This is a genomic window from Devosia sp. WQ 349K1, from assembly GCF_016595685.1.
GTDB lineage: Bacteria > Pseudomonadota > Alphaproteobacteria > Rhizobiales > Devosiaceae > Devosia.
On sequence record NZ_JAENGO010000004.1, the window covers coordinates 178,466 to 196,608 of the forward strand.

An 18,143-nucleotide genomic window follows, 5' to 3' on the forward strand; every position below is an offset into this window, starting at 1 on the left:
AACCAAAACCAGTGATTGCGGCGCTCACACGCGCTGAAAGCATATTTGAATGGAGTACCAATAAGATGTCATCTCAGCCCAATATGCGGTGGGGCACTGCGGCCGCGACCCAGAGCAACGCCGCTTTTGACGAAGGCCTCCGCCAGCACATGCTGCGCGTTTATAACTACATGGGTCTGGGCTTGGTCATCACCGGGCTGGTTGCCTTCTTCGTTGGCAACACGCCAGCGCTCTATGTCCCGATCTTTTCGTCGCCGCTCAAGTGGGTGGTGATGTTCGCCCCACTGGGCTTCGTGATGTTCTTCTCGTTCAAGATCAACTCGCTCTCGGCCAGCGCGGCACAGGCCATGTTCTGGGCCTTCTGCGGCATCATGGGCCTTTCGATGGCCTCGATCTTCCTAAACTTTACCGGCGCGAGCATTGCCCGCACCTTCTTTATCTCCGCGGCCATGTTCGGCGTGATGAGCCTTTACGGCTACACCACCAAGGCGAACCTGGCTAAGTTCGGCTCCTTCCTGATCATGGGTCTGATCGGCGTGGTCATCGCCTCGATCGTCAACATTTTCCTCGGCTCGAGCGTCCTGCAGTTCGCGGTCTCGATCATCGGCATCTTGGTTTTCCTCGGCCTCACCGCTTGGGATACCCAGTCGATCAAGGACCAGTATTCCGAACATAACGGCGTTGAAGGCAATCAGAAGCTCGCTGTGATGGGCGCACTCTCGCTCTACCTCAGCTTCATCAATATCTTCCAACTGCTGCTCAGCCTGACCGGGCAACAAGAGGACTAATCCTTTGGCGCGCTGTAGGGTATTGATCTTACAGCGCTCCTCCTTTCGGCCAAGGATTGCCAATGTTGAATGAAGATCCCAGCGCAAGCGTTACCGACGAAGCCTATAGCCTCTCTACCGCTCTGCAGCGGATCGCGGACCGCACCGACCGTGACCGCATCTTCATTCGCGATCTTCTAGCCGAACTCGACCAGCGGGCCATTGCGGCCATGCTCTTTGTTTTTGCCGTCCCCAACACCATCCCCGTGCCACCCGGCGTTTCGGGCGTTTTGGGTGCGCCGCTGCTGTTTCTGGCCGCGCAGCTCATGCTGGGCCGCGCCCCTTGGTTGCCTGCCCTGATCGCTGACCGCTCGTTTGCGCGGGCGGACTTCGCCCGCATCCTCAATAAAATTGGCCCGTGGCTGGCAAAGGCCGAACGCCTTATGCGCCCGCGCCTCACTGTCCTGACCAAGCCGCCCGCCGAATACATCATCGGCGCGATCATGCTCGTTCTGGCGATCGTGCTTTTCCTGCCCATCCCGCTCGGCAACATGCTCCCCGCCATTGCCATCTGCATTCTGGCGCTCGGGCTCATCCAGCGTGATGGCCTATGGGTCATCGCAGGCACGGTCACAGCCATAGTTTCAGTCATTATCGTTTCAGGCGTCGTTGCAGCCTTTGCCTTCGCCGCCTGGCTGGCCTTAACGGCCATATTCTGATCGCCAAACCCGCTCCCCCGCGCGCTAGACCACGAGGAAATTCTATGTCGCTCGCCTTGTCCAATCTTCTGCTTGCCCAGCATAATGCCGGAACACTGATCGAAACCCTCGACGAAAACCTCGTCCCCAAAGACCGCGCTGAGGCCTATGTGGTGCAGTCCGAAGTCGTCGCCGCGCTCGGCCCGATTGGCGCATGGAAAGTGCAGCCCTATCCTGCCGACGCTGAGCCACTTACCTCCCCTATTCCTGCCAGCTTCGTCTTCCCAGCGGGCGACGCAATCGCGCTCAACACCAAAGCCGCTCTGCTTGTCGAGGCTGAAGTTGCGGTGACGCTCAAGAGCGACCTACCAGCGTTTGATGGCGCCTATGGCCCCGCGGACGTGCTCGCCGCCATTGGTACCACGCAGCTGGCCATTGAAATCCTCGCACCCCGCTTTGCCAATCCAGCAGCCACCCCATCGCTCGCCGGCATTGCCGATCTGCAAAGTAATGGCGCCGTGATTTTCGGCGCGTCCCGCTCCTTTGATGATCTGGCCGAACTGGGCACGCTGGAAATGGATCTGCTGGTTGATGGCGCGTCCATTGGCAAGGTCACCGAAGGCCCAACCACCGAACGCACGCTGCGCTCGCTCGCTTGGCTCGCCAACCACGCAGTTTCGCGCGGCACCCCACTCAAGGCAGGCGACGTGATCATCACCGGCGCGCGCATTGGCGCTCTGCCGCTCAACGGCAAGACCATCACCATCACCGCACCGGGTTTTGAAACCATCACCGCAACGCTCGTCTAATCGAGTTTAGACGTCACGCATTTTCTCAAGGGCTGCACCTCGGTGTAGCCCTTAGTTTTGAGCGCCATCCCCGCCCTATCAATTTGAGATATTATCGAGAAACCGCCAGTCGAATTTCGACGGCCATCACCGCGCCAACTGCGCTGTCTGAAATCCCCAACATGTCTCAAGCTTTAGCGCCCATAGCCGCCTCGCTTGCGGCCATCAACAAGCCCCCAAAGGCCCATCCCGCGCCCAAGCTCAAGCCCATAAGTGCCAGCCAAAAGCCACAGCAACGCCCACTCGTGCAGCACGAGCGATCAGCTAGACTGATCATGTTTTCAATTTAGGGAAATAAGTGGTGCCCGGAACCGGAATCGAACCAGTGACACGCGGATTTTCAATCCGCTGCTCTACCAACTGAGCTACCCGGGCAACCATAATTCGCAACATTGCTGCGAACCGAGGGCCTTATAGGACATGTCTTTTTTCCGCGCAAGCAAGAACACCCGCTGTGGAAAAGAAACATTTCAACCCGCAGTGATCCGCGCCAATTCAAAGTTCTTGGCGTTAATTTTCGGCACATCCCCGGCGACCAGATCCGCCATAAGCTCCCCCGCGCCAAGCCCCTGCGTCAGGCCGAAAGTGAATCCGCCCATGACAAAAAGTCCCTGCGTACTCGGCACCGGACTGATCACCGGAATCTCGTCCTTAGCGACATCGACCATGCCACCCCAACGCTCGATAACACGCCCCTCCTTGAACGCCGGAAACTCGTCTTTCAGCCAGCCGAAAGAGGCATCCAGCGTGCCATCATTATGCGTTGGCGCCACAATACGGGCCCGCTCAAACGGCGTTTGCTGATCGAGCTTCCAAGAGCGCTCAATGCCAAAAGACCGAGGCAAATCAGAGCCTAAAGTCATATCAAGCGGCGTATCACCAGAAAGCATTTCCGGCAGAACCGGCAGGAAATCAAACAGCAGCGAGAAGCTATCGCGCAAAATCGGAGCGGTCATAAAACGAGGACCGTTCGAATAGCTCCCGTCCACTTCCTTGCGCCAAACCACCCTTCCTGCGGCCCCCACCGCTGGCGGCCCCTCCACCCCAGCAATGCGTTGCTGGGACAGGTAAACCGGCAGAACCGGGAAGTTGATATCGGCATTGCCAAGGAACAACCGCGACCAGCTCCCACCCGCAACCACCAAGGCCTTGGTCCGCACGCCCCCCTTTTCGGTGATGACATGGGACACCGCCCCACCCTCAGTTTCAAACCCGCGCACAGCACACTCGGTAACAATGGTCACGCCCCGCGCCATCGCTCCTTCGGCAACAGCAGGCGCTGCAAACGCAGGCTCCATCCCGCCATCATCATCTTGATAATACCCAGCTTTCCACTCCGATTGCGCCCCGGGCAACAGCTGCTCCAGCTCTGCCCCCTCGACAAATCGAGCCCGAATAGGAGCCTGAACAGGCGCCACGGCTTCGGCCTTTGCCAGCCACGCACGCGCCTCTTCGATCTCGCTGTCTTCCTTGAAAGCCTGCACCCGCCCATAGGCCCGATAGCTCGTATCTTGCCCAATCCGGGCGTTCATCCCCTGCCAGAGCATTTTGCTCTGCTGGCCAAGCTCGACAACCTCCTGCGGCAGACCAAAATTGGTGACTTGACCATAGGCTCGGCTCGATTGCTCCGCCGCCACTTGGCCCTTTTCGCAAACGACGACTGAAAGGCCTTTTTCGGCCAGAAAGAGCGCCGTGGAGACGCCCATGATCCCCGCGCCGATAATGACAACGTCGGCTTCCGCTGGCGGGGTTCCTTGCCCACTCACAGGCCGGGCACGCGACTTAGACGCCTGTAAACTGCCCGGACGCAACGCCATGGGAATTGTGATCGCGCCAGCACCCGCCAGAAGAAGACCTCCCGATCCGAGCAACACATTCCGTCGCGTCAGCTTCATCCCGACCATCCTAAAATCACGTCATGACAACGAAACCTCAGGCGGCGTGGGTGGTTCCTCTTGATAACAATTGTGCAAGTTTGAGCAGAGCATAGCGTCGTCCCCTGCCACGAAAACCGCAGCATAAGCCGACCAAAAAACAGAACGCCGAATACCAAAAGGCCCCGAAAACTTTCGTTTTCAGGGCCTTAAAATTGGTAGCGAAGCCCAGATTTGAACTGGGGACACACGGATTATGATTCCGCCGCTCTAACCAACTGAGCTACTCCGCCTCAAGGGCATCAGCGTTGTGCGCCGATGAGCGACTTACTAAAACCGTCTGCTTTTGAAGTCAAGCGCTTCAGCACCAAGGCTGTGAATATCCTTTTCCATCATGAGGTTTCGCACAAGTGTCAGATCCGATTGGAACTTTTCCATTTCCTCCTGCCGCACTGCAGGGTCCGGCAGCCTTAGGAGATAGGAGGGGTGATTGGTCACAAAAAGGAGCGCACCATTGTCCAATGCGAACGGCTTCCCGCGGCTCTCGGCAATAGAAACGCCGCGCCGACCGAGCAAGCTCTCGGCCGCTGTCGCGCCCAAGGCCACGATTACTTTGGGCTTCACCATAGCAATCTCCATATCGAGCCAGAACCGACACGCTTGAACTTCGCCAGCGTTAGGCCTTTGGTGGATCCGGCGCTTGCCCCGCGGTTCAAATTTGAAATGTTTGACCGCATTGGTCACATAGATCTTTTTTCGGTCGATCCCGACCCGACCCAAAACCTCATCAAACACTTGCCCCGCAGGCCCAATGAAGGGCTTTCCCGCCAGGTCCTCGCTGTCGCCGGGCTGTTCCCCGATAAACAAAAACTCTGCGTTTTCCGGACCTTCGCCAAACACGGGCTGGGTGGCGAATTCGTGAAGCGGACAGTTTTTACAAGAATGAATTGCCTCCCGCGCGTCGGCGAGGATTTCAATATCTACCGGCTGCGATGCCACAACGCGGTCCTGCATCCGCATATGGCGCGCTGGCGGTTGCGAGCTTGCCTGCGCAATCATCTGCAATTCCATTGCCTTGGCATCACGGATGAGGCTTCCAATCTCTTCGGCCTCAGGCAGGTTCTTCCAATATTTGACCGGCATCTCCGATTTCATCATCGACACCTTCAACCGCGCCGGATTGAAAATGGACCGATAATAGGTGCGCCAATCGTCCTCGACGCTATCCTCTTGCGGAACATCGCTCTTTTGGCCACCAGGCCCAAAAGTGAGCGTCTCCGTATCCCAAAAGGCGCTGGCAGAGGGTGTGATAATGGCCCAATCCATGCTGGCAAAGCGGCGTACGAAAAAGGGCGCCGTCGCCTCGAGCACAAAGTGTTCCGGCTCAAACCACGAGAAAAAATGTTCGCCATTGGCGCAGCTCTCGTCTTCGAGCCGCCGAAACCGCACAAAGGCTTTCATTTTGTGGCTGTCTCGTCTCACCCCGGAGGCGAGCCGCGTCAGCAGAAGCATGTCGCGATCAGAGGCGACATGCACCAGAGAGCGGTCTTTTTGCAGCCGCCACAACAATCGATAAAGCCCGTCGAACCGAGCAGGATCGGAGTGCTGTATCGCGCCACGCGCCAGCTCAATAAATTCCTTCGGCACGGATCCCACGGGGCCATTGGCTTCCGGCAGCAGCTCCTCCCCCGCTTCGAACAGCCCGTTTTGGTCTGTCCCATAGCGCCAAACAACGTCATGCGGCGCAACGCCTGCCGCCAACAGGCGACGCGCCTTGCCGCGCCATTCGTCAAGATCGTTGGGCTTGATCAGTCGGATCGCCAACATAGCGCTTAAAACAAGCTCATTTGCTCAGGTGGCGGCGCGAGGCGCTCACGAAGCTTTGCATCATCGGTCAACCCGCCCGGCGTCCAATCAGAGGCCGCGATAAAGGGTCGAACCTTGTCGATAGACGCGGCCATCCTCGCCACATCTTCAAGCCTCAGGCGCTGGAACCGACGAGAAGCGATGATGCGATCAACGCTACGCACGCCAAGCCCAGGCACGCGCAGCAACATTTCCCGATCAGCGCGGTTCACATCCACGGGAAAATTCTGTCGCTGTTTCAGGGCCCAAGCCAATTTGGGGTCAATCGCAAGATCAAGCAGCCCCTGATCATCCCCACCCGAAACAATTTCAGGGACATCAAATCCATAAAACCGAATAAGCCAATCGGCCTGGTAGAGCCGATGTTCCCGCATCAGCGGCGGTGCCTTCAGCGGCAGGCGCGACGATGCATCGGGAATGGGCGAAAATGCAGAGTAGTACACCCGCTTCAGCCGATAGCCCGAATAAAGCCCGGCCGCGCGGGTAAGGATTGCGCTGTCATTGGCCCCGTCTGCGCCCACGATCATCTGCGTGGACTGCCCGGCAGGCGCGAATTTCTGCTTTTTAGCCTTGCTCAACAGCGGCTTTTTATCGGGCTTAGCCTCATCCAATTTGCCCCGCAAATTGGCCATGGCCGTACGGATTTCCGATGGTCGCTTTTCGGGGGCCAAGGTTTCCAGCGCCACGTCGGTCGGCAGCTCAATATTGGTCGAGAGGCGATCGGCCCACCGTCCGGCTTCAATAAGCAGCTCCGGCGCGGCATTTGGGATAACCTTAAGATGGATATAGCCCTTGAAATGGTGCACTTCGCGCAGCGCTTTGGCCACGCGCACCATCTCCTCCATCGTATGGTCCGGCGATTTAATTATCCCCGATGATAGAAAAAGGCCTTCAATATAGTTGCGACGGTAAAAATCGAGCGTGAGGTTGACGACCTCTTCGACAGAGAACCGCGCGCGCTGAACATTGGAGGACGAACGATTGATGCAATAAGCACAATCATAGATGCAGAAATTGGTCAGCAGCAGCTTGAGCAGGCTAATGCAGCGGCCATCGGGTGCATAGGAATGGCAAATGCCGCTCCCCTCGGTCGAGCCAATCCCCTTGCCGTCCGAACTATTGCGCTTCGCCGTGCCGCTCGACGCGCAAGACGCATCATACTTGGCTGCATCGGCGAGAATAGCGAGCTTACGGTTGAGAGTCAGCGGAGCCATTGTTCATCCTTTGTTCTCGCCCTTGTAGCGCGACAAGCGGCGGGATGAAAATAGGATTGCAGGAATGTGAAGTGGACTTATCCCCGCCCCTTCACAGCCTGTCAGAATGTCGATCCACAAATAGACGCAGGATCAATCACCCGAAGTCAGAACCACAACTCAACGACATTACCGCCGCGAATGGAATGGTCAGCCGGCCGATGTCACGAACTATAGCCGCCTTCACACCTTCGATCGACGCCAGCCTGCGGCCCGAGCTTCTTGTTCGGAACAAAACCAGCGCTCTCCATGCGACGCGCTAATGCGGGTCTCGGCGTAATAACGCTGCCCGGGAACGTGGTAGATCTTCTCGCCACGAGTGCTGACGTTGCCCTTAATGTTACAACGCGTTCCTTCTTGCGCAAAGCTGTCAGATACCGGAAAACAGAAAACAATCGCGATAAGCGCGAGAGCCACAATAGAAATATTCTTCGTCATGAAATCCTCCGCAGGGATTTCAGCATAGTCAATAATTTCTCGCAAGTTTTGTGAATCACCATACTCTTAACTGGAACGAGCCAGAACATGGATAGCGATCACACACGCCTATTCAATTACACATTCGGCAAAATCTATGTGCTCTATCTGCAAAAAATTGAGCGTAAAGGACGCTCGAAAGAGGAACTCGACCAGGTCTTGTTCTGGCTCACCGGCCACAATGCGCAGAGCCTGGCCGAGGCGATAGCAGATGAACGCACGCTTGAAGCCTTCTTTGCCCGAGCGCCAAAACTCAATCCTGCTAAGTCACTCATAACGGGCGTGATCTGCGGTGTCCGCGTTCAAGACATCGACGATGAGACCGTTCAGAACATCCGCTTCATGGACAAATTGGTCGATGAATTGGCCAAGGGCAAAGCACTCAGTAAAATCATGCGAAGCTAATCCAAGCCCGTGCTTGAGCCTAACCCGCTGCATACCGGCAAAAATCAGTAAGTACTATTTACAGAACATCCTTGACCGCGCCCTAGGCGATCAGCGTAAATCACTGAGCGAGCACAAATTGCGGGCAGGAGAATAAGTATGAGACTTGCGTGTTTCGGCGCAGTGGGGATGTTGGCTTTGGCCCTAAATCCGGCTTTTGCGCAAGCAGAGCCAAGCGAGACCAACCAAGATTTCATGGCTTTAGAAGCCGGCGTCCCGCTCGAACTACTCCCCGGGGAAGTCGTCGGTGATGCACTTGGCCAATATAGATTCACCTTAGAGTTCGCTCCGACACAAAACAACGAACTCGCTCTGATCAAGAATATGCTTGAACGAACTGGCGTTTTTGCCAGCGTTCTCGACGAGCTGTCCGACCAGATCGCCCTTCCTGAAACCGTGCCCGTGATTTTCCAAGAGTGCGGCGAACCCAATGCCTACTGGAGCCGCAACGACCATACCGTAACCATGTGCTACGAACTCGCGGCCCAGTTCTTTGATGATTATTCGACGCTGGACAACAAGTTCGCACCAATTTTCCCATGGGCGGACCACCGCCAAGTCACCATTGGCTCAACGCTTTTCGTGCTCCTGCACGAAATCGGCCATGGAATGGTGACACTCTTCGACTTGCCCATCACCGGCCGCGAAGAAGACGTGGTCGATCAATTTGCAATCTTTATCGTCACCAACTCCGATGAAGAGGATCAGGCACTGGCGGAGCGCCCGTCGCGCCTAGCCCTCTTGGCCGCCTATGGCATGATGAGGACAGAACTGCCGATGGAACGTGCGCCGCGCCACTACTGGGGCGATGAGCACAGCTTAGCGCAACAGCGCGGCATGGACATGCTCTGCATGGTATTTGGCTCCGATCCCGACGCTTACTCCTTACCAGTAATGCCCGGTTTCACCATGATCGCCGACTACGCCGCGCAGAACCCAGACGCCTTCACAGGTCCTGCACTGGTTGAAGCGCTGAACCGAGCGGACGATCTCAATCTCATCCCGTGGATGCGCGCTCGGCTGTGCCCTATGGACTATGCCAAATATGAGGCGAGCTGGGACTATTTGATTGAAACTTTCATGACCCCGAAGTCGAACTGAGCGGGAACGAGGAGACACACATGAAACTCACATCTCTCGTTCTTGCCACAGCGGTTCTCTCCCTTGGCGTAACCGCAGTCTTGGCTCAGGACACCGGCGCCGCAGATAATGTTGAAACGCCAACCCTGATCGAAAAAGCTGACCTTGAGGCTCTCGAACCTGGTGCAGCGGCCGGTCAGCAACTCGGCGAGCACCGGTTCATCGTCTCCTTCGAGGAAACGACAACGCGCGCAGAAGCGCTCGTACGAACGACGCTGCAGAACGAGCCAGCGTTCGTTGGCTTGCTGGACTCACTTGCCGATCAGATTGCCCTGCCGCAGGACGTACCGGTCCGATTTAAGAACTGCGGGGAATCCAACGCGTACTGGAGCCCGGCCTTAAAAGAAATAAGTATGTGCTACGAGCTCTTAACCGGGTTCAACCAGAGCTTTCAGGAGAAAGAGGACACCTATCGGAACGCCTTTAAGTGGGCCGACCAGGTCGAAGTTCTTCTCGGCTCAACAGCATTCGTAATGCTCCACGAGATCGGCCACGGCATGGTCGATTTGTTCGAACTACCCGTCACGGGCCGCGAAGAAGATGCCGTAGACCAGTTCGCCACCTTCCTTTTGCTCGCGGCAGATGAACCCGGGCAACCCCTGCAGGAGCGCTCCTCACGCCTCGCTCTACTGGGTGCCTACTTCTTTGAAAGCTTGCTTCCGGTGGGGGTGGAGGTGAACCAAAGATATTGGGCCGACACCCATACGTTCGGTGCCAAGCGCAGCATCGACATCATGTGTCTGCTCATGGGTGCCGCCCCGGAAACCTATGCCGAGATCGTTGTCTCGGGCGGCACGATGCTCAATAGTTTCTACAATGACCACCCTGAATTCATCGTCGGTCGTGAAGCCGAATGGATCGCGAAAACGGATGATCTCAATCTTGTCCCGTTCAGCCGTGTCAGCAAATGCGCTCAGGAATACGCGCGCTACTCTGGCGGCTGGAAATATCTCATTGAGACGTTCATGACCCCACAGGCGAACTGATCCGTCTCATAGTCCCCAATCACAAAGCCCCGGCCTCGGTCGGGGCTCTTCTATTTCTGCTGCGCCCGACTGTTCATCAATCGACACCAATCCGTTGCTTATTACGCAGTTTCTGAACCCCTAATCCTGACATACATTCAGTCTCGAACAACGGCGCACTGGCGCCGCGCTAGGAGAATACAAAATGACCCTGGAACTTGGCGGCATTCACCATCTGACGGCAGTGACGGCAGATGCACCGCGCAACCTGAAATTCTACACGAAGACCCTGGGCATGCGTCTGATCAAGAAGACGGTCAATCAGGACGACACCTCGGCCTATCACCTGTTTTATGGTGACGGCGTTGCCTCGCCGGGCGCGGACCTGACCTTCTTCGACTTCCCCACCATGCGTGAACAGCGCGGCAATCACACCGTCGGCCGCACCGGCCTGCGTGTTGATAGCGAAGCGACCTTGCAATGGTGGAAGGAGCATCTGGCTGATCAGAATGTGGCGACCAGCGGCATCAAAGAACGCTTTGGCCATGTATCGATGGATTTTGAGGATTTCGAAGGCCAACGCTTCCGCCTCCTCGTCGACGACAAGAACAAGGTTGTTCCTTGGGCGAAGTCGCCGGTTCCTGCCGACAAGCAGATTATCGGCCTTGGCCCGATCACGCTGTCTGTGCCGGAGTTGGCTCCAACCGATGCCATGCTGACCCGCGTCATGAACATGCGTCAGGTGCGCAACTATCCGGCGCGCGACAGCAAGGGCGAGGTCTTCGTTTACGAAATGGGTCCCGGCGGTCCGGGCGCTGAAGTGCATGTCTCGGTCAACCCAGATCTGCCACGGGCTCGCCCGGGCGCTGGTGGGGTGCACCATGTCGCCTTCCGCACCAAGGATCAGGATGATCTGCGCGCCTGGATCGATCGCATCAACAGCTTCGGCATTCGCTCCTCGGGCGAAGTGGAGCGCTTCTACTTCACCTCGCTCTACTTCCGTGAGCCGAACGGTATCCTGTTCGAACTGGCGACAGACGTTCCCGGATTTGCTGCCGACGAACCAATGGAAACTCTGGGCGAAAGCCTAGCGCTACCACCATTCCTTGAGCCGCACCGCGCTCAAATCGAAGCGGGCCTGAAACCACTCGAATAAAAACTAAAGGCCGGAGGAAACTCCGGCCTTTGCTTTTGTGCCCTATGGTCGAGATGGCGGGAGCCCGTCGTCTGCCGCGCGCCCTCCCATGCCAAGTCCCATTCCCATCCCGCCGCCAGTGCCACCGGCGCCCCCTCCCCCTTGGCCACCGCCTCCTTCACGTCCACCGCCTGAACCCGCGCCACGTCCGCCACGAGCACCGCCAGCGGCAGGACGTGTGGGACCTTGCATCGGAATTTCGAGGTCTTTGGGAATGGGATCTAGGTCAAGCGCGTCACGAATATAATTGCGCAGCGACACCACGAGGTCATGGGTATGGATTTGATTGCCAGCGACCAACTCTCGCGCCGCCTTCTCGGCAAGCCGAACCTGTTCATCAGTGCCCAAAAGAATAATGTCCGACAGTGCGGCCTCCACCGCATCGCGCACCTGGCGCACCCGTTCGAACATTTCGTCACTCATCGTACGCGGAGAGCTTTCGACCTCCCCACTTTCGGCAGCGGCTTTTTCTGCTGCACGGATGTCACGCAAATGGCGCGGATCAACCGATAGGCGTCCCGTAAAGGAGCCACCCAAAACCTTATAGGCAGCGATCAGTGTTTTAAGCCGCTCATTGATTTGCCGGTTCATTCGCTGCTGGCGCTGCTGAATAGTCGTCATCATCACCAGCCGAATGCCAATACCAACCAGAGCAAACAAAGCGATGCCAATCAGACTTGTGAGCACTCCCTGCCAAGTCGAAAAATCAAATCCCCGCACAGTCCGCTCTCCTCCGTCTAGGCATCTGCCAGCATAACCAAAAAACAAGGGGCCGGTTTGTCCGGCCCCTCCTATTATTTTACCGCACGGTCTGGCTGTAGCGCTGCCGCGTCGCCGATGAGGCGGATAAACTCAGCACGATACCCTCCCTCGTCATTGCCTCGCCCAGCTTGCGCGAGGGTTTTGATCTCATCCCAACTCATAGATCTCCCATAAGAAGAGCCTCGCAGCTTCTGACCAAAGGCGGCAACAGCGGCGGCAAACTGTGCGTCAACGCCAGCATCGACAATGTCGCCATAAACCACCTCGGGCGTAATTGGCACTTCGATTAGCTCGGAAACGGTGCCTTCAGGCGCCTTATAGCGCATTCTCAAAAAGGCGATTTCCTCGGCCGCCCCAGTTGGCGAGGTCTGCCCATAGCGCAGCGGGTCTACGTGCTCCCCACCCGATCCCACCGGGGTAATTTCGTAAAGCGCCGTTACAGTCGTCCCGGCACCGACCTCGCCCGCATCCACCGCATCATTGTTGAAATCCTCGCGGTTCAATGCGCGGGTCTCGTAACCAATCAGACGATACTCGGCGATGACTGCCGGATTGAACTCGACCTGAACTTTGACGTCCTTGGCTATGGTGTGGAGCGTTCCACCCACCTCCTCAACCAACACTTTTCGAGCTTCAGCAAAGCTCGAAATATAGCTGGCATTGCCGTTCCCATTTTGGGCGAGCGCCTGCATGGTCGCATCATCAAGATTGCCCCGCCCAAAACCCAAAACAGACAGGCTAATGCCACTGTCACGCTTGATCGCGATGAATTTCTCCAGGGCACGCGGGTCATCAATACCCACGTTGAAATCACCGTCGGTGGCGAGGATCACCCGATTGGTGCCCCCTGCAATCTTGGCTTGCTCAGCCAGCTTATAGGCGAGCTCAATCCCTTCCGCCCCAGCCGTACTGCCTCCGGCGTAGAGCTGATCAAGTGCGTCCATGATCTTGGCTTTATTGTTCGCGCTCGTAGGCTCGAGCGCCACGCCAGCAGAGCCTGCATAAGTGACGATGGAGACTGTATCGTCATCCGACAGCTGATCCAGCAGAAGCGCAAAGGCGCGTTTGAGCAGCGGGAGCTTGTCGGCATACTCCATCGATCCAGACGTATCGATCAGAAACACCAGGTTACTGCTGGTTTCTTCATGCACCACATCGCTACCCTTGATGCCGATCTGCATGATCTGGGTCTTATTGTTCCACGGCGTCGGGAAGATTTTGACCTCAGAGGAGAACGGCGCGCCATCCGCCTCCGGCGCGGCATAATCATAAGGAAAATAATTGATCAGCTCTTCGATACGAATAGCGTCCGCTGGCGGCACGAAGCCATCGTTGAGCGCTCGGCGCGTGAAGGCATAGCTGGCCGTATCAACATCAAGGGAAAATGTCGAAACCGGCTCTTCAGCCGCGACCTTGAGGCGTTGCTCGTCAAACTCGGTAAAACTGCCACCTACAGGGTTTTCGGCTATTGCGGCCATAGGTGCACCGCCCTGCACCATCGGCGCCGCTTGGCGGGTGGCGATGGCTCCAACCGATGGCGCTGGCGCACGCATGATCGCCTCTGATGGCAATGGCGCGGGCGGCGGGGCAATGGCCATGTCGAGCGCGGGCGCCGCAGGCGCTTCTTGCGCAATAGCGGGCGCAGCTTCTGCCAATACCTCTGGCACAACAGCGGGCTCGGCCGGCACCACTTCAAGCTTCTGCGTTTCTGCTTCGGTTTGAACAACAGACGGGGCTTGGGTCAGCGCCGTCGAGTTATACAGATGATACCCGAGTGGCAGCACAACGAGAGCAATGGCCAAACTGCCGATAGGAAGACGCATATCCATGATCGAACCCTTCGAGAGGTTTTTGATGATGGACATAAGACGGTTCCCCCAAGCAGAACCTTGGGTCGGCCTTTCGTTTTTTTGCGCTCCCTCGGCCTGAGCCGTCGCAAAGGCAGCGCTCGCGGCGGCCAAAGCACGAGCGCGCGCATCGTTTCGCGGTGCTGGCGGCTCTACGCGGTTCAACGAGGAAAATGGATCGTTCTGGTGGCTCATAAGAACCCCCTCAAAGTCTTGCGGGCTTCGTGGACATGGAAGGACACAGTGGCCTCCTTGATACCCATAATGTCTGCGGCTTCCGCGTGGCTCAGCTCTTCGGCGTAGACCAAGAGCACAGCGTCGCGTTGTTTCTCAGGAAGTGTGCGCACCGCCGCCCAAAGCTCATTGCTTGTGGTGGCCATTTCCTGTTCGGCTGGCCGATTATCGAGTGAGACCTGCGAATAAGCCTTGGCATAGTTCCCACGTGTTTGCCGCGCGCGTTGAAAGTCGCGCACGGCATTGAACGTAATGCGATAGGCCCAACTTGAAAAAGCGCTGCGTCCGTCAAACCCGGCAATGGCCTGGCCGATCTTGACGCAAACTTCCTGAGCGATGTCTTCGGCGTCGTCTCGATTTCCGCACCACCGCCAAGCGGTACGGTAGATTGCATCATAGTGCTCAGCTATAAGCACGCCAAAAGCCTCAGGATCACCATTGCGCGCGCGGATCGCTAGCGCATGGCTCGTCGCTGAAGTTTTTGGCTCTGGTGCGGCGGACAGTCCCATCACTTGAGCATGCACATTTTTACTCGAACAGCTATTGTGCAGAGTAAGACGCCCCACAAGCACCACTCCTTGGGTGTGTGCGGTAAAAAAGTTTGGAACGAGCCAATGACCGAGAAAAAGCCCCTCCCCTTCGGCCTAACCAGTGGACGCATTCTCATTCTTTGCATGGGCGCGCTGCTGGCCATCATCACCATTTCGATGTCGATGGGTGGTCTGCACACCTATGAGGCGCTGAAGGAAGCGAACAACGCTGCCAAAACGGCAACGCCAGCCCAGGTCGAAGTGGCACCAGCCCAATAAACAAAATGGGCCTCACCGAATTGATGAGGCCCACTTCAATTTCAAACTATGCCACCAGCGCCTGCGGCACGGCTTCAGCGATAAAGCCGCCGCCGAGGACTTGGCTGGTTTGGCTATCGTCAACGTAGAAGACGCAAGCCTGCCCGGGCGAGATGCCGTATTCGCCAGTGACCAAGGTCACATAAACCTCGCCGTCACGCATTTGAATGACGCCGGGCTGCGGACCACGCGTGGACCGCACCTTCACTTCCACAGGGGCGCCATTACCCGACGCTGCTTCGGCCAACGGCACCGAACCCAACCAGTTCACATTGCGCAAACGCACGGTATGGGTCTTGAGCGCTTCGCGCGGACCCACAATGACGCGCCCGGTCTTGTGCTCGAGCTTAATCACGTAAAGCGGCTCCCCGGCAGCAACGCCGAGCCCCTTACGCTGACCAATAGTGTAATTGACGATACCGTCATGTTCGCCGAGCACGCGCCCGTCCAAATGCACAATCTCGCCCGTCGAGAAGGCTTCCGGATGCATCTTGCGGATGATGTCGGAATATTTCCCCTGCGGCACAAAGCAGATGTCTTGGCTGTCGTGCTTTTCCGCAATCTCAAGCCCGAGCTCACGCGCTAGTTCACGCACCTGCGGCTTGCCCATCCCGCCGAGCGGGAAGCGCAAGAAGTCGAGCTGGTCCTGAGTGGTGGCGAAGAGGAAGTACGTCTGGTCGCGGTCGCTATCGACCGGACGGTAAAGCTCGCGCTTGCCGTCGGCCCCAATACGGTCCTGCACATAATGCCCCGTTGCCAAAACATCGGCACCAAGGTCACGCGCGACCGTCATCAGATCAACGAACTTAACCGACTGATTGCACGCAATGCACGGCACCGGCGTTTCGCCCTGCTGGTAGGCATTGGCGAAGGGCTCAATCACCGAGTTTTTGAAGCGTTCTTCGTAATCGAGAACATAGTGCGGAATGCCGAGCTTAGCAGCAACGCGACGCGCATCATGAATGTCCTGGCCAGCACAGCACGCACCCTTACGGTGGGTGGCTTCGCCATGGTCATAAAGCTGAAGCGTAACGCCGACAACTTCATAGCCCTGACGGGCAAGAAGGCCAGCAACAACGGAGGAGTCTACGCCACCGGACATCGCGACAACAACGCGAGTGTCTTCGGGGCGCTTGGCAATATCAAGCGAGTTCAACATTTCTCTTTTGTGTCCGGATGGGTTCAAGGGCCAGCGGAAACTGTGGGGCGCGTTCTACGCCGAAGCGTTAGCGCTGTCCATTCCTACCCGGCAGCTTTTGCCCCAACACGGTAGTTCTTACTCGGACACCCAGAGCGGCTACCGCATAACAATCCCGCTACACCACTGAAATCCTTGAGTTTACTGAGCAGACCTCAAAATGGCAGGGGTTTTGCATCACAACGCTCAGTATTGTGTATTGAGGCTCCCAGTGGCTCCTAATTCTTTCGCTATCAATGGTGGCAGCTCCAGTGCGGCGGCTCAGGCATTTGCAAGCCAGCAGAGCCAGCCCAGCAATGGCAAAAACTCAGGCGGCAGCGATTTCGCAGCGCTGCTTTCAGGCACCAATACGAGCAAAGCGGTGGAACCTGCTCCCAAGAAGGATGCCCCGCCTCCTACTGAGCCGACTAATTCTGCCGGTGACCAGCACGAACCCGCTCCTATTGAAGACAACGAAGAAATCGAAGTCGTTGATCCCACAGCTGCGCCGGTGCCGCCGCCTATCGATACCACACAATTGGTTGCGTTGAGCGACGCTCTGGCGCAGCTCCGCGACAGCTTGGAAAGTGGCCAGGCATTGGACCCTGAATTGCTGGCGCAAATCAACAACACGTTGAGCCAGCTGGCCAATCAGATGGGCGTCGATTTTGAAGCTTTGACCGCTTCAGCTGATCTCACAGCGCTGCTCAATGGCGTGCCGAACGATGCGACCTCGGCAGAAGGCTATTTCGCCACGCTGATCCGGTCGCTCGGGGGCACCAACGGCCTCGATAAATCTGCCGAGGCCGCGGAAGCTATCGCGCAGATCAATGAGAAATTGGCCAAGCTGCTTGCCGCTATCGAGGCTGGCGAAGTCGACGCCAACAAGCTCGCTTCTTTGGGACTTGCCGGCGACAAGCCGCGCCCCAATGACGTCGAGCAATCTCTTCTCCGCCTCGCCAAATCAGCAGCAGACCAACCCACCGGCCCGGTATTGGCAGTTCCGTCGCTCAAAATGTCCGACCAGCTTCTGGCAGGCAGTGCTGAGGACACGTCTTCGGCGCCGACGACACTTTCCGAGCCCAAGTTTGCCGAAACCGGCACGGCATCTTCAGGCGATGACAACAGTGACGCCAAGCAGTCGAACGACGGCGCACCTGCTGACCGTCGCCCTGTGGCTGCCCCGACCACTGCCAAGCTGGCAGATATAATTCCAGCGTCGACCCAGATCGTTGACGTTCCAACTGCGCAAACCGCAGACATAAAAATTGAAGCTGCCGCCCTGCGCACTATTCCGCAGACCTATTTGTCGAGCCAACAACAGCTCAACATTCCGGCGATAGCCTTTGAAATGTCCAGGCAGATGGAGGGCGGCATCTCCCGCTTCCAGATTCGCCTAGATCCAGCCGAGCTGGGTCGCATTGATGTGCGTCTCGACGTGGACCAGAATGGTCAGTTGAACGCCAAACTGATTGTCGAACGGCCAGAAACCCTCGACATGATGCAACGCGACCAGCGCGCACTTGAACGTGCGCTGCAACAAGCCGGCATCGATGCCCATCGCGCTACGCTCGAATTCTCACTCAAGCAGAATGACCAGCAAGCCAATCGCGACGGCAGCCCATTTGATCGCGCAGAAGCGTTGCTCGAATCCGACGATACGACATCCGAACCTGTTCCACAGGTCACGCTCTACCGCGGCTCACTCCAAGCTAGCGGGCTCAACATCCTTGCTTAGGTGAACTCAA

At 57.2% G+C, this 18,143-nt stretch carries 17 protein-coding genes and 2 tRNA genes; 9 read left to right on the forward strand and 10 right to left on the reverse strand.

Translation table 11 applies throughout. The features are described 5' to 3' along the window. Positions 1-65 precede the first annotated feature (65 nt). The 3 genes from JHL21_RS09740 to JHL21_RS09750 all read left to right on the forward strand — a co-directional run bounded on the left by JHL21_RS09740 (position 66) and on the right by JHL21_RS09750 (position 2,274). Positions 66-788 carry a Bax inhibitor-1/YccA family protein gene (locus JHL21_RS09740; RefSeq protein WP_200213191.1) on the forward strand — a complete coding sequence of 241 codons (723 nt, stop codon included), beginning with the start codon at positions 66-68 and terminating at the stop codon, positions 786-788. Positions 789-850: 62 nt separating this feature from the next. Next, positions 851-1,486 carry an exopolysaccharide biosynthesis protein gene (locus JHL21_RS09745; RefSeq protein ID WP_200213192.1) on the forward strand — a complete coding sequence of 212 codons (636 nt, stop codon included), beginning with the start codon at positions 851-853 and terminating at the stop codon, positions 1,484-1,486. Between the two features lie 44 nt (positions 1,487-1,530). Further along, positions 1,531-2,274, forward strand: a complete 744-nt coding sequence (locus JHL21_RS09750) for a fumarylacetoacetate hydrolase family protein (protein WP_200213196.1) — start codon at positions 1,531-1,533, stop codon at positions 2,272-2,274. Between the two features lie 338 nt (positions 2,275-2,612). Here the strand turns inward: JHL21_RS09750 and JHL21_RS09755 are convergent. The 6 genes from JHL21_RS09755 to JHL21_RS17720 form a co-directional block, all read right to left on the reverse strand. Then, positions 2,613-2,688 (reverse strand) — tRNA-Phe (locus JHL21_RS09755). Positions 2,689-2,783: 95 nt separating this feature from the next. Then, positions 2,784-4,208 carry an FAD-binding oxidoreductase gene (locus tag JHL21_RS09760; protein WP_200213198.1) on the reverse strand — a complete coding sequence of 475 codons (1,425 nt, stop codon included), beginning with the start codon at positions 4,206-4,208 and terminating at the stop codon, positions 2,784-2,786. A 195-nt stretch (positions 4,209-4,403) separates the two neighbouring features. Next, a tRNA-Met gene (locus tag JHL21_RS09765) sits at positions 4,404-4,480 on the reverse strand. Between the two features lie 37 nt (positions 4,481-4,517). Further along, positions 4,518-6,014: a UdgX family uracil-DNA binding protein gene (locus JHL21_RS09770; protein WP_200213199.1), complete on the reverse strand. Its 1,497-nt coding sequence runs from the start codon at positions 6,012-6,014 to the stop codon at positions 4,518-4,520. A 5-nt stretch (positions 6,015-6,019) separates the two neighbouring features. Beyond that, positions 6,020-7,267 (reverse strand): putative DNA modification/repair radical SAM protein, encoded by a 1,248-nt coding sequence (locus tag JHL21_RS09775; protein WP_200213201.1) that lies wholly within the window; start codon positions 7,265-7,267, stop codon positions 6,020-6,022. Between the two features lie 222 nt (positions 7,268-7,489). After that, positions 7,490-7,744 carry a hypothetical protein gene (locus tag JHL21_RS17720; RefSeq protein WP_248305980.1) on the reverse strand — a complete coding sequence of 85 codons (255 nt, stop codon included), beginning with the start codon at positions 7,742-7,744 and terminating at the stop codon, positions 7,490-7,492. Between the two features lie 87 nt (positions 7,745-7,831). Between JHL21_RS17720 and JHL21_RS09785 the strand changes: the two genes are divergently transcribed. The 4 genes from JHL21_RS09785 (at position 7,832) to JHL21_RS09800 (ending at position 11,488) form a co-directional block, all read left to right on the forward strand. Then, positions 7,832-8,188, forward strand: coding sequence for a DUF2200 domain-containing protein (locus JHL21_RS09785; RefSeq protein WP_200213203.1), 357 nt, complete (start codon positions 7,832-7,834; stop codon positions 8,186-8,188). Positions 8,189-8,326: 138 nt separating this feature from the next. Next, positions 8,327-9,328 (forward strand): DUF4344 domain-containing metallopeptidase, encoded by a 1,002-nt coding sequence (locus tag JHL21_RS09790; protein ID WP_182394336.1) that lies wholly within the window; start codon positions 8,327-8,329, stop codon positions 9,326-9,328. Positions 9,329-9,348: 20 nt separating this feature from the next. Beyond that, positions 9,349-10,353 (forward strand): DUF4344 domain-containing metallopeptidase, encoded by a 1,005-nt coding sequence (locus JHL21_RS09795; RefSeq protein WP_200213204.1) that lies wholly within the window; start codon positions 9,349-9,351, stop codon positions 10,351-10,353. A gap of 184 nt (positions 10,354-10,537) precedes the next feature. Beyond that, positions 10,538-11,488, forward strand: coding sequence for a ring-cleaving dioxygenase (locus JHL21_RS09800; protein ID WP_200213206.1), 951 nt, complete (start codon positions 10,538-10,540; stop codon positions 11,486-11,488). 42 nt (positions 11,489-11,530) lie between these two features. On the opposite strand, the gene JHL21_RS09805 is transcribed toward JHL21_RS09800, so the two are convergent. The 3 genes from JHL21_RS09805 to JHL21_RS09815 all read right to left on the reverse strand — a co-directional run bounded on the left by JHL21_RS09805 (position 11,531) and on the right by JHL21_RS09815 (position 14,879). Then, positions 11,531-12,247: a hypothetical protein gene (locus JHL21_RS09805; RefSeq protein ID WP_182394342.1), complete on the reverse strand. Its 717-nt coding sequence runs from the start codon at positions 12,245-12,247 to the stop codon at positions 11,531-11,533. Positions 12,248-12,321: 74 nt separating this feature from the next. Further along, positions 12,322-14,154: a VWA domain-containing protein gene (locus tag JHL21_RS09810; RefSeq protein WP_254082002.1), complete on the reverse strand. Its 1,833-nt coding sequence runs from the start codon at positions 14,152-14,154 to the stop codon at positions 12,322-12,324. Positions 14,155-14,327: 173 nt separating this feature from the next. After that, on the reverse strand, positions 14,328-14,879 hold the full coding sequence (locus JHL21_RS09815; RefSeq protein ID WP_200213209.1) for an RNA polymerase sigma factor: 552 nt from the start codon (positions 14,877-14,879) through the stop codon (positions 14,328-14,330). A 105-nt stretch (positions 14,880-14,984) separates the two neighbouring features. Here JHL21_RS09815 and JHL21_RS09820 point away from each other — a divergent pair, with 105 nt between their 5' ends. Next, on the forward strand, positions 14,985-15,179 hold the full coding sequence (locus tag JHL21_RS09820; protein ID WP_169195368.1) for a hypothetical protein: 195 nt from the start codon (positions 14,985-14,987) through the stop codon (positions 15,177-15,179). 46 nt (positions 15,180-15,225) lie between these two features. Here the strand turns inward: JHL21_RS09820 and mnmA are convergent, their stop codons facing one another. Next, positions 15,226-16,377, reverse strand: coding sequence for a tRNA 2-thiouridine(34) synthase MnmA (gene mnmA / locus JHL21_RS09825; protein ID WP_200213210.1), 1,152 nt, complete (start codon positions 16,375-16,377; stop codon positions 15,226-15,228). A 250-nt stretch (positions 16,378-16,627) separates the two neighbouring features. On the opposite strand from mnmA, the gene JHL21_RS17990 reads away from it, so the two are divergent. Then, positions 16,628-18,133, forward strand: coding sequence for a flagellar hook-length control protein FliK (locus JHL21_RS17990; RefSeq protein ID WP_200213211.1), 1,506 nt, complete (start codon positions 16,628-16,630; stop codon positions 18,131-18,133). Positions 18,134-18,143 lie beyond the last annotated feature (10 nt).

Coding starts and splice junctions, on each gene's coding strand:
- JHL21_RS09740 (WP_200213191.1), top strand. CDS start 66: ATGTCATCTCAGCCCAATATGCGGTGGGGCACTGCGGCCGCGACCCAG.
- JHL21_RS09745 (WP_200213192.1), top strand. CDS start 851: ATGTTGAATGAAGATCCCAGCGCAAGCGTTACCGACGAAGCCTATAGC.
- JHL21_RS09750 (WP_200213196.1), top strand. CDS start 1,531: ATGTCGCTCGCCTTGTCCAATCTTCTGCTTGCCCAGCATAATGCCGGA.
- JHL21_RS09760 (WP_200213198.1), bottom strand. CDS start 4,208: ATGAAGCTGACGCGACGGAATGTGTTGCTCGGATCGGGAGGTCTTCTT.
- JHL21_RS09770 (WP_200213199.1), bottom strand. CDS start 6,014: ATGTTGGCGATCCGACTGATCAAGCCCAACGATCTTGACGAATGGCGC.
- JHL21_RS09775 (WP_200213201.1), bottom strand. CDS start 7,267: ATGGCTCCGCTGACTCTCAACCGTAAGCTCGCTATTCTCGCCGATGCA.
- JHL21_RS17720 (WP_248305980.1), bottom strand. CDS start 7,744: ATGACGAAGAATATTTCTATTGTGGCTCTCGCGCTTATCGCGATTGTT.
- JHL21_RS09785 (WP_200213203.1), top strand. CDS start 7,832: ATGGATAGCGATCACACACGCCTATTCAATTACACATTCGGCAAAATC.
- JHL21_RS09790 (WP_182394336.1), top strand. CDS start 8,327: ATGAGACTTGCGTGTTTCGGCGCAGTGGGGATGTTGGCTTTGGCCCTA.
- JHL21_RS09795 (WP_200213204.1), top strand. CDS start 9,349: ATGAAACTCACATCTCTCGTTCTTGCCACAGCGGTTCTCTCCCTTGGC.
- JHL21_RS09800 (WP_200213206.1), top strand. CDS start 10,538: ATGACCCTGGAACTTGGCGGCATTCACCATCTGACGGCAGTGACGGCA.
- JHL21_RS09810 (WP_254082002.1), bottom strand. CDS start 14,154: ATGTCCATCATCAAAAACCTCTCGAAGGGTTCGATCATGGATATGCGT.
- JHL21_RS09815 (WP_200213209.1), bottom strand. CDS start 14,879: ATGGGACTGTCCGCCGCACCAGAGCCAAAAACTTCAGCGACGAGCCAT.
- JHL21_RS09820 (WP_169195368.1), top strand. CDS start 14,985: ATGACCGAGAAAAAGCCCCTCCCCTTCGGCCTAACCAGTGGACGCATT.
- mnmA (WP_200213210.1), bottom strand. CDS start 16,377: ATGTTGAACTCGCTTGATATTGCCAAGCGCCCCGAAGACACTCGCGTT.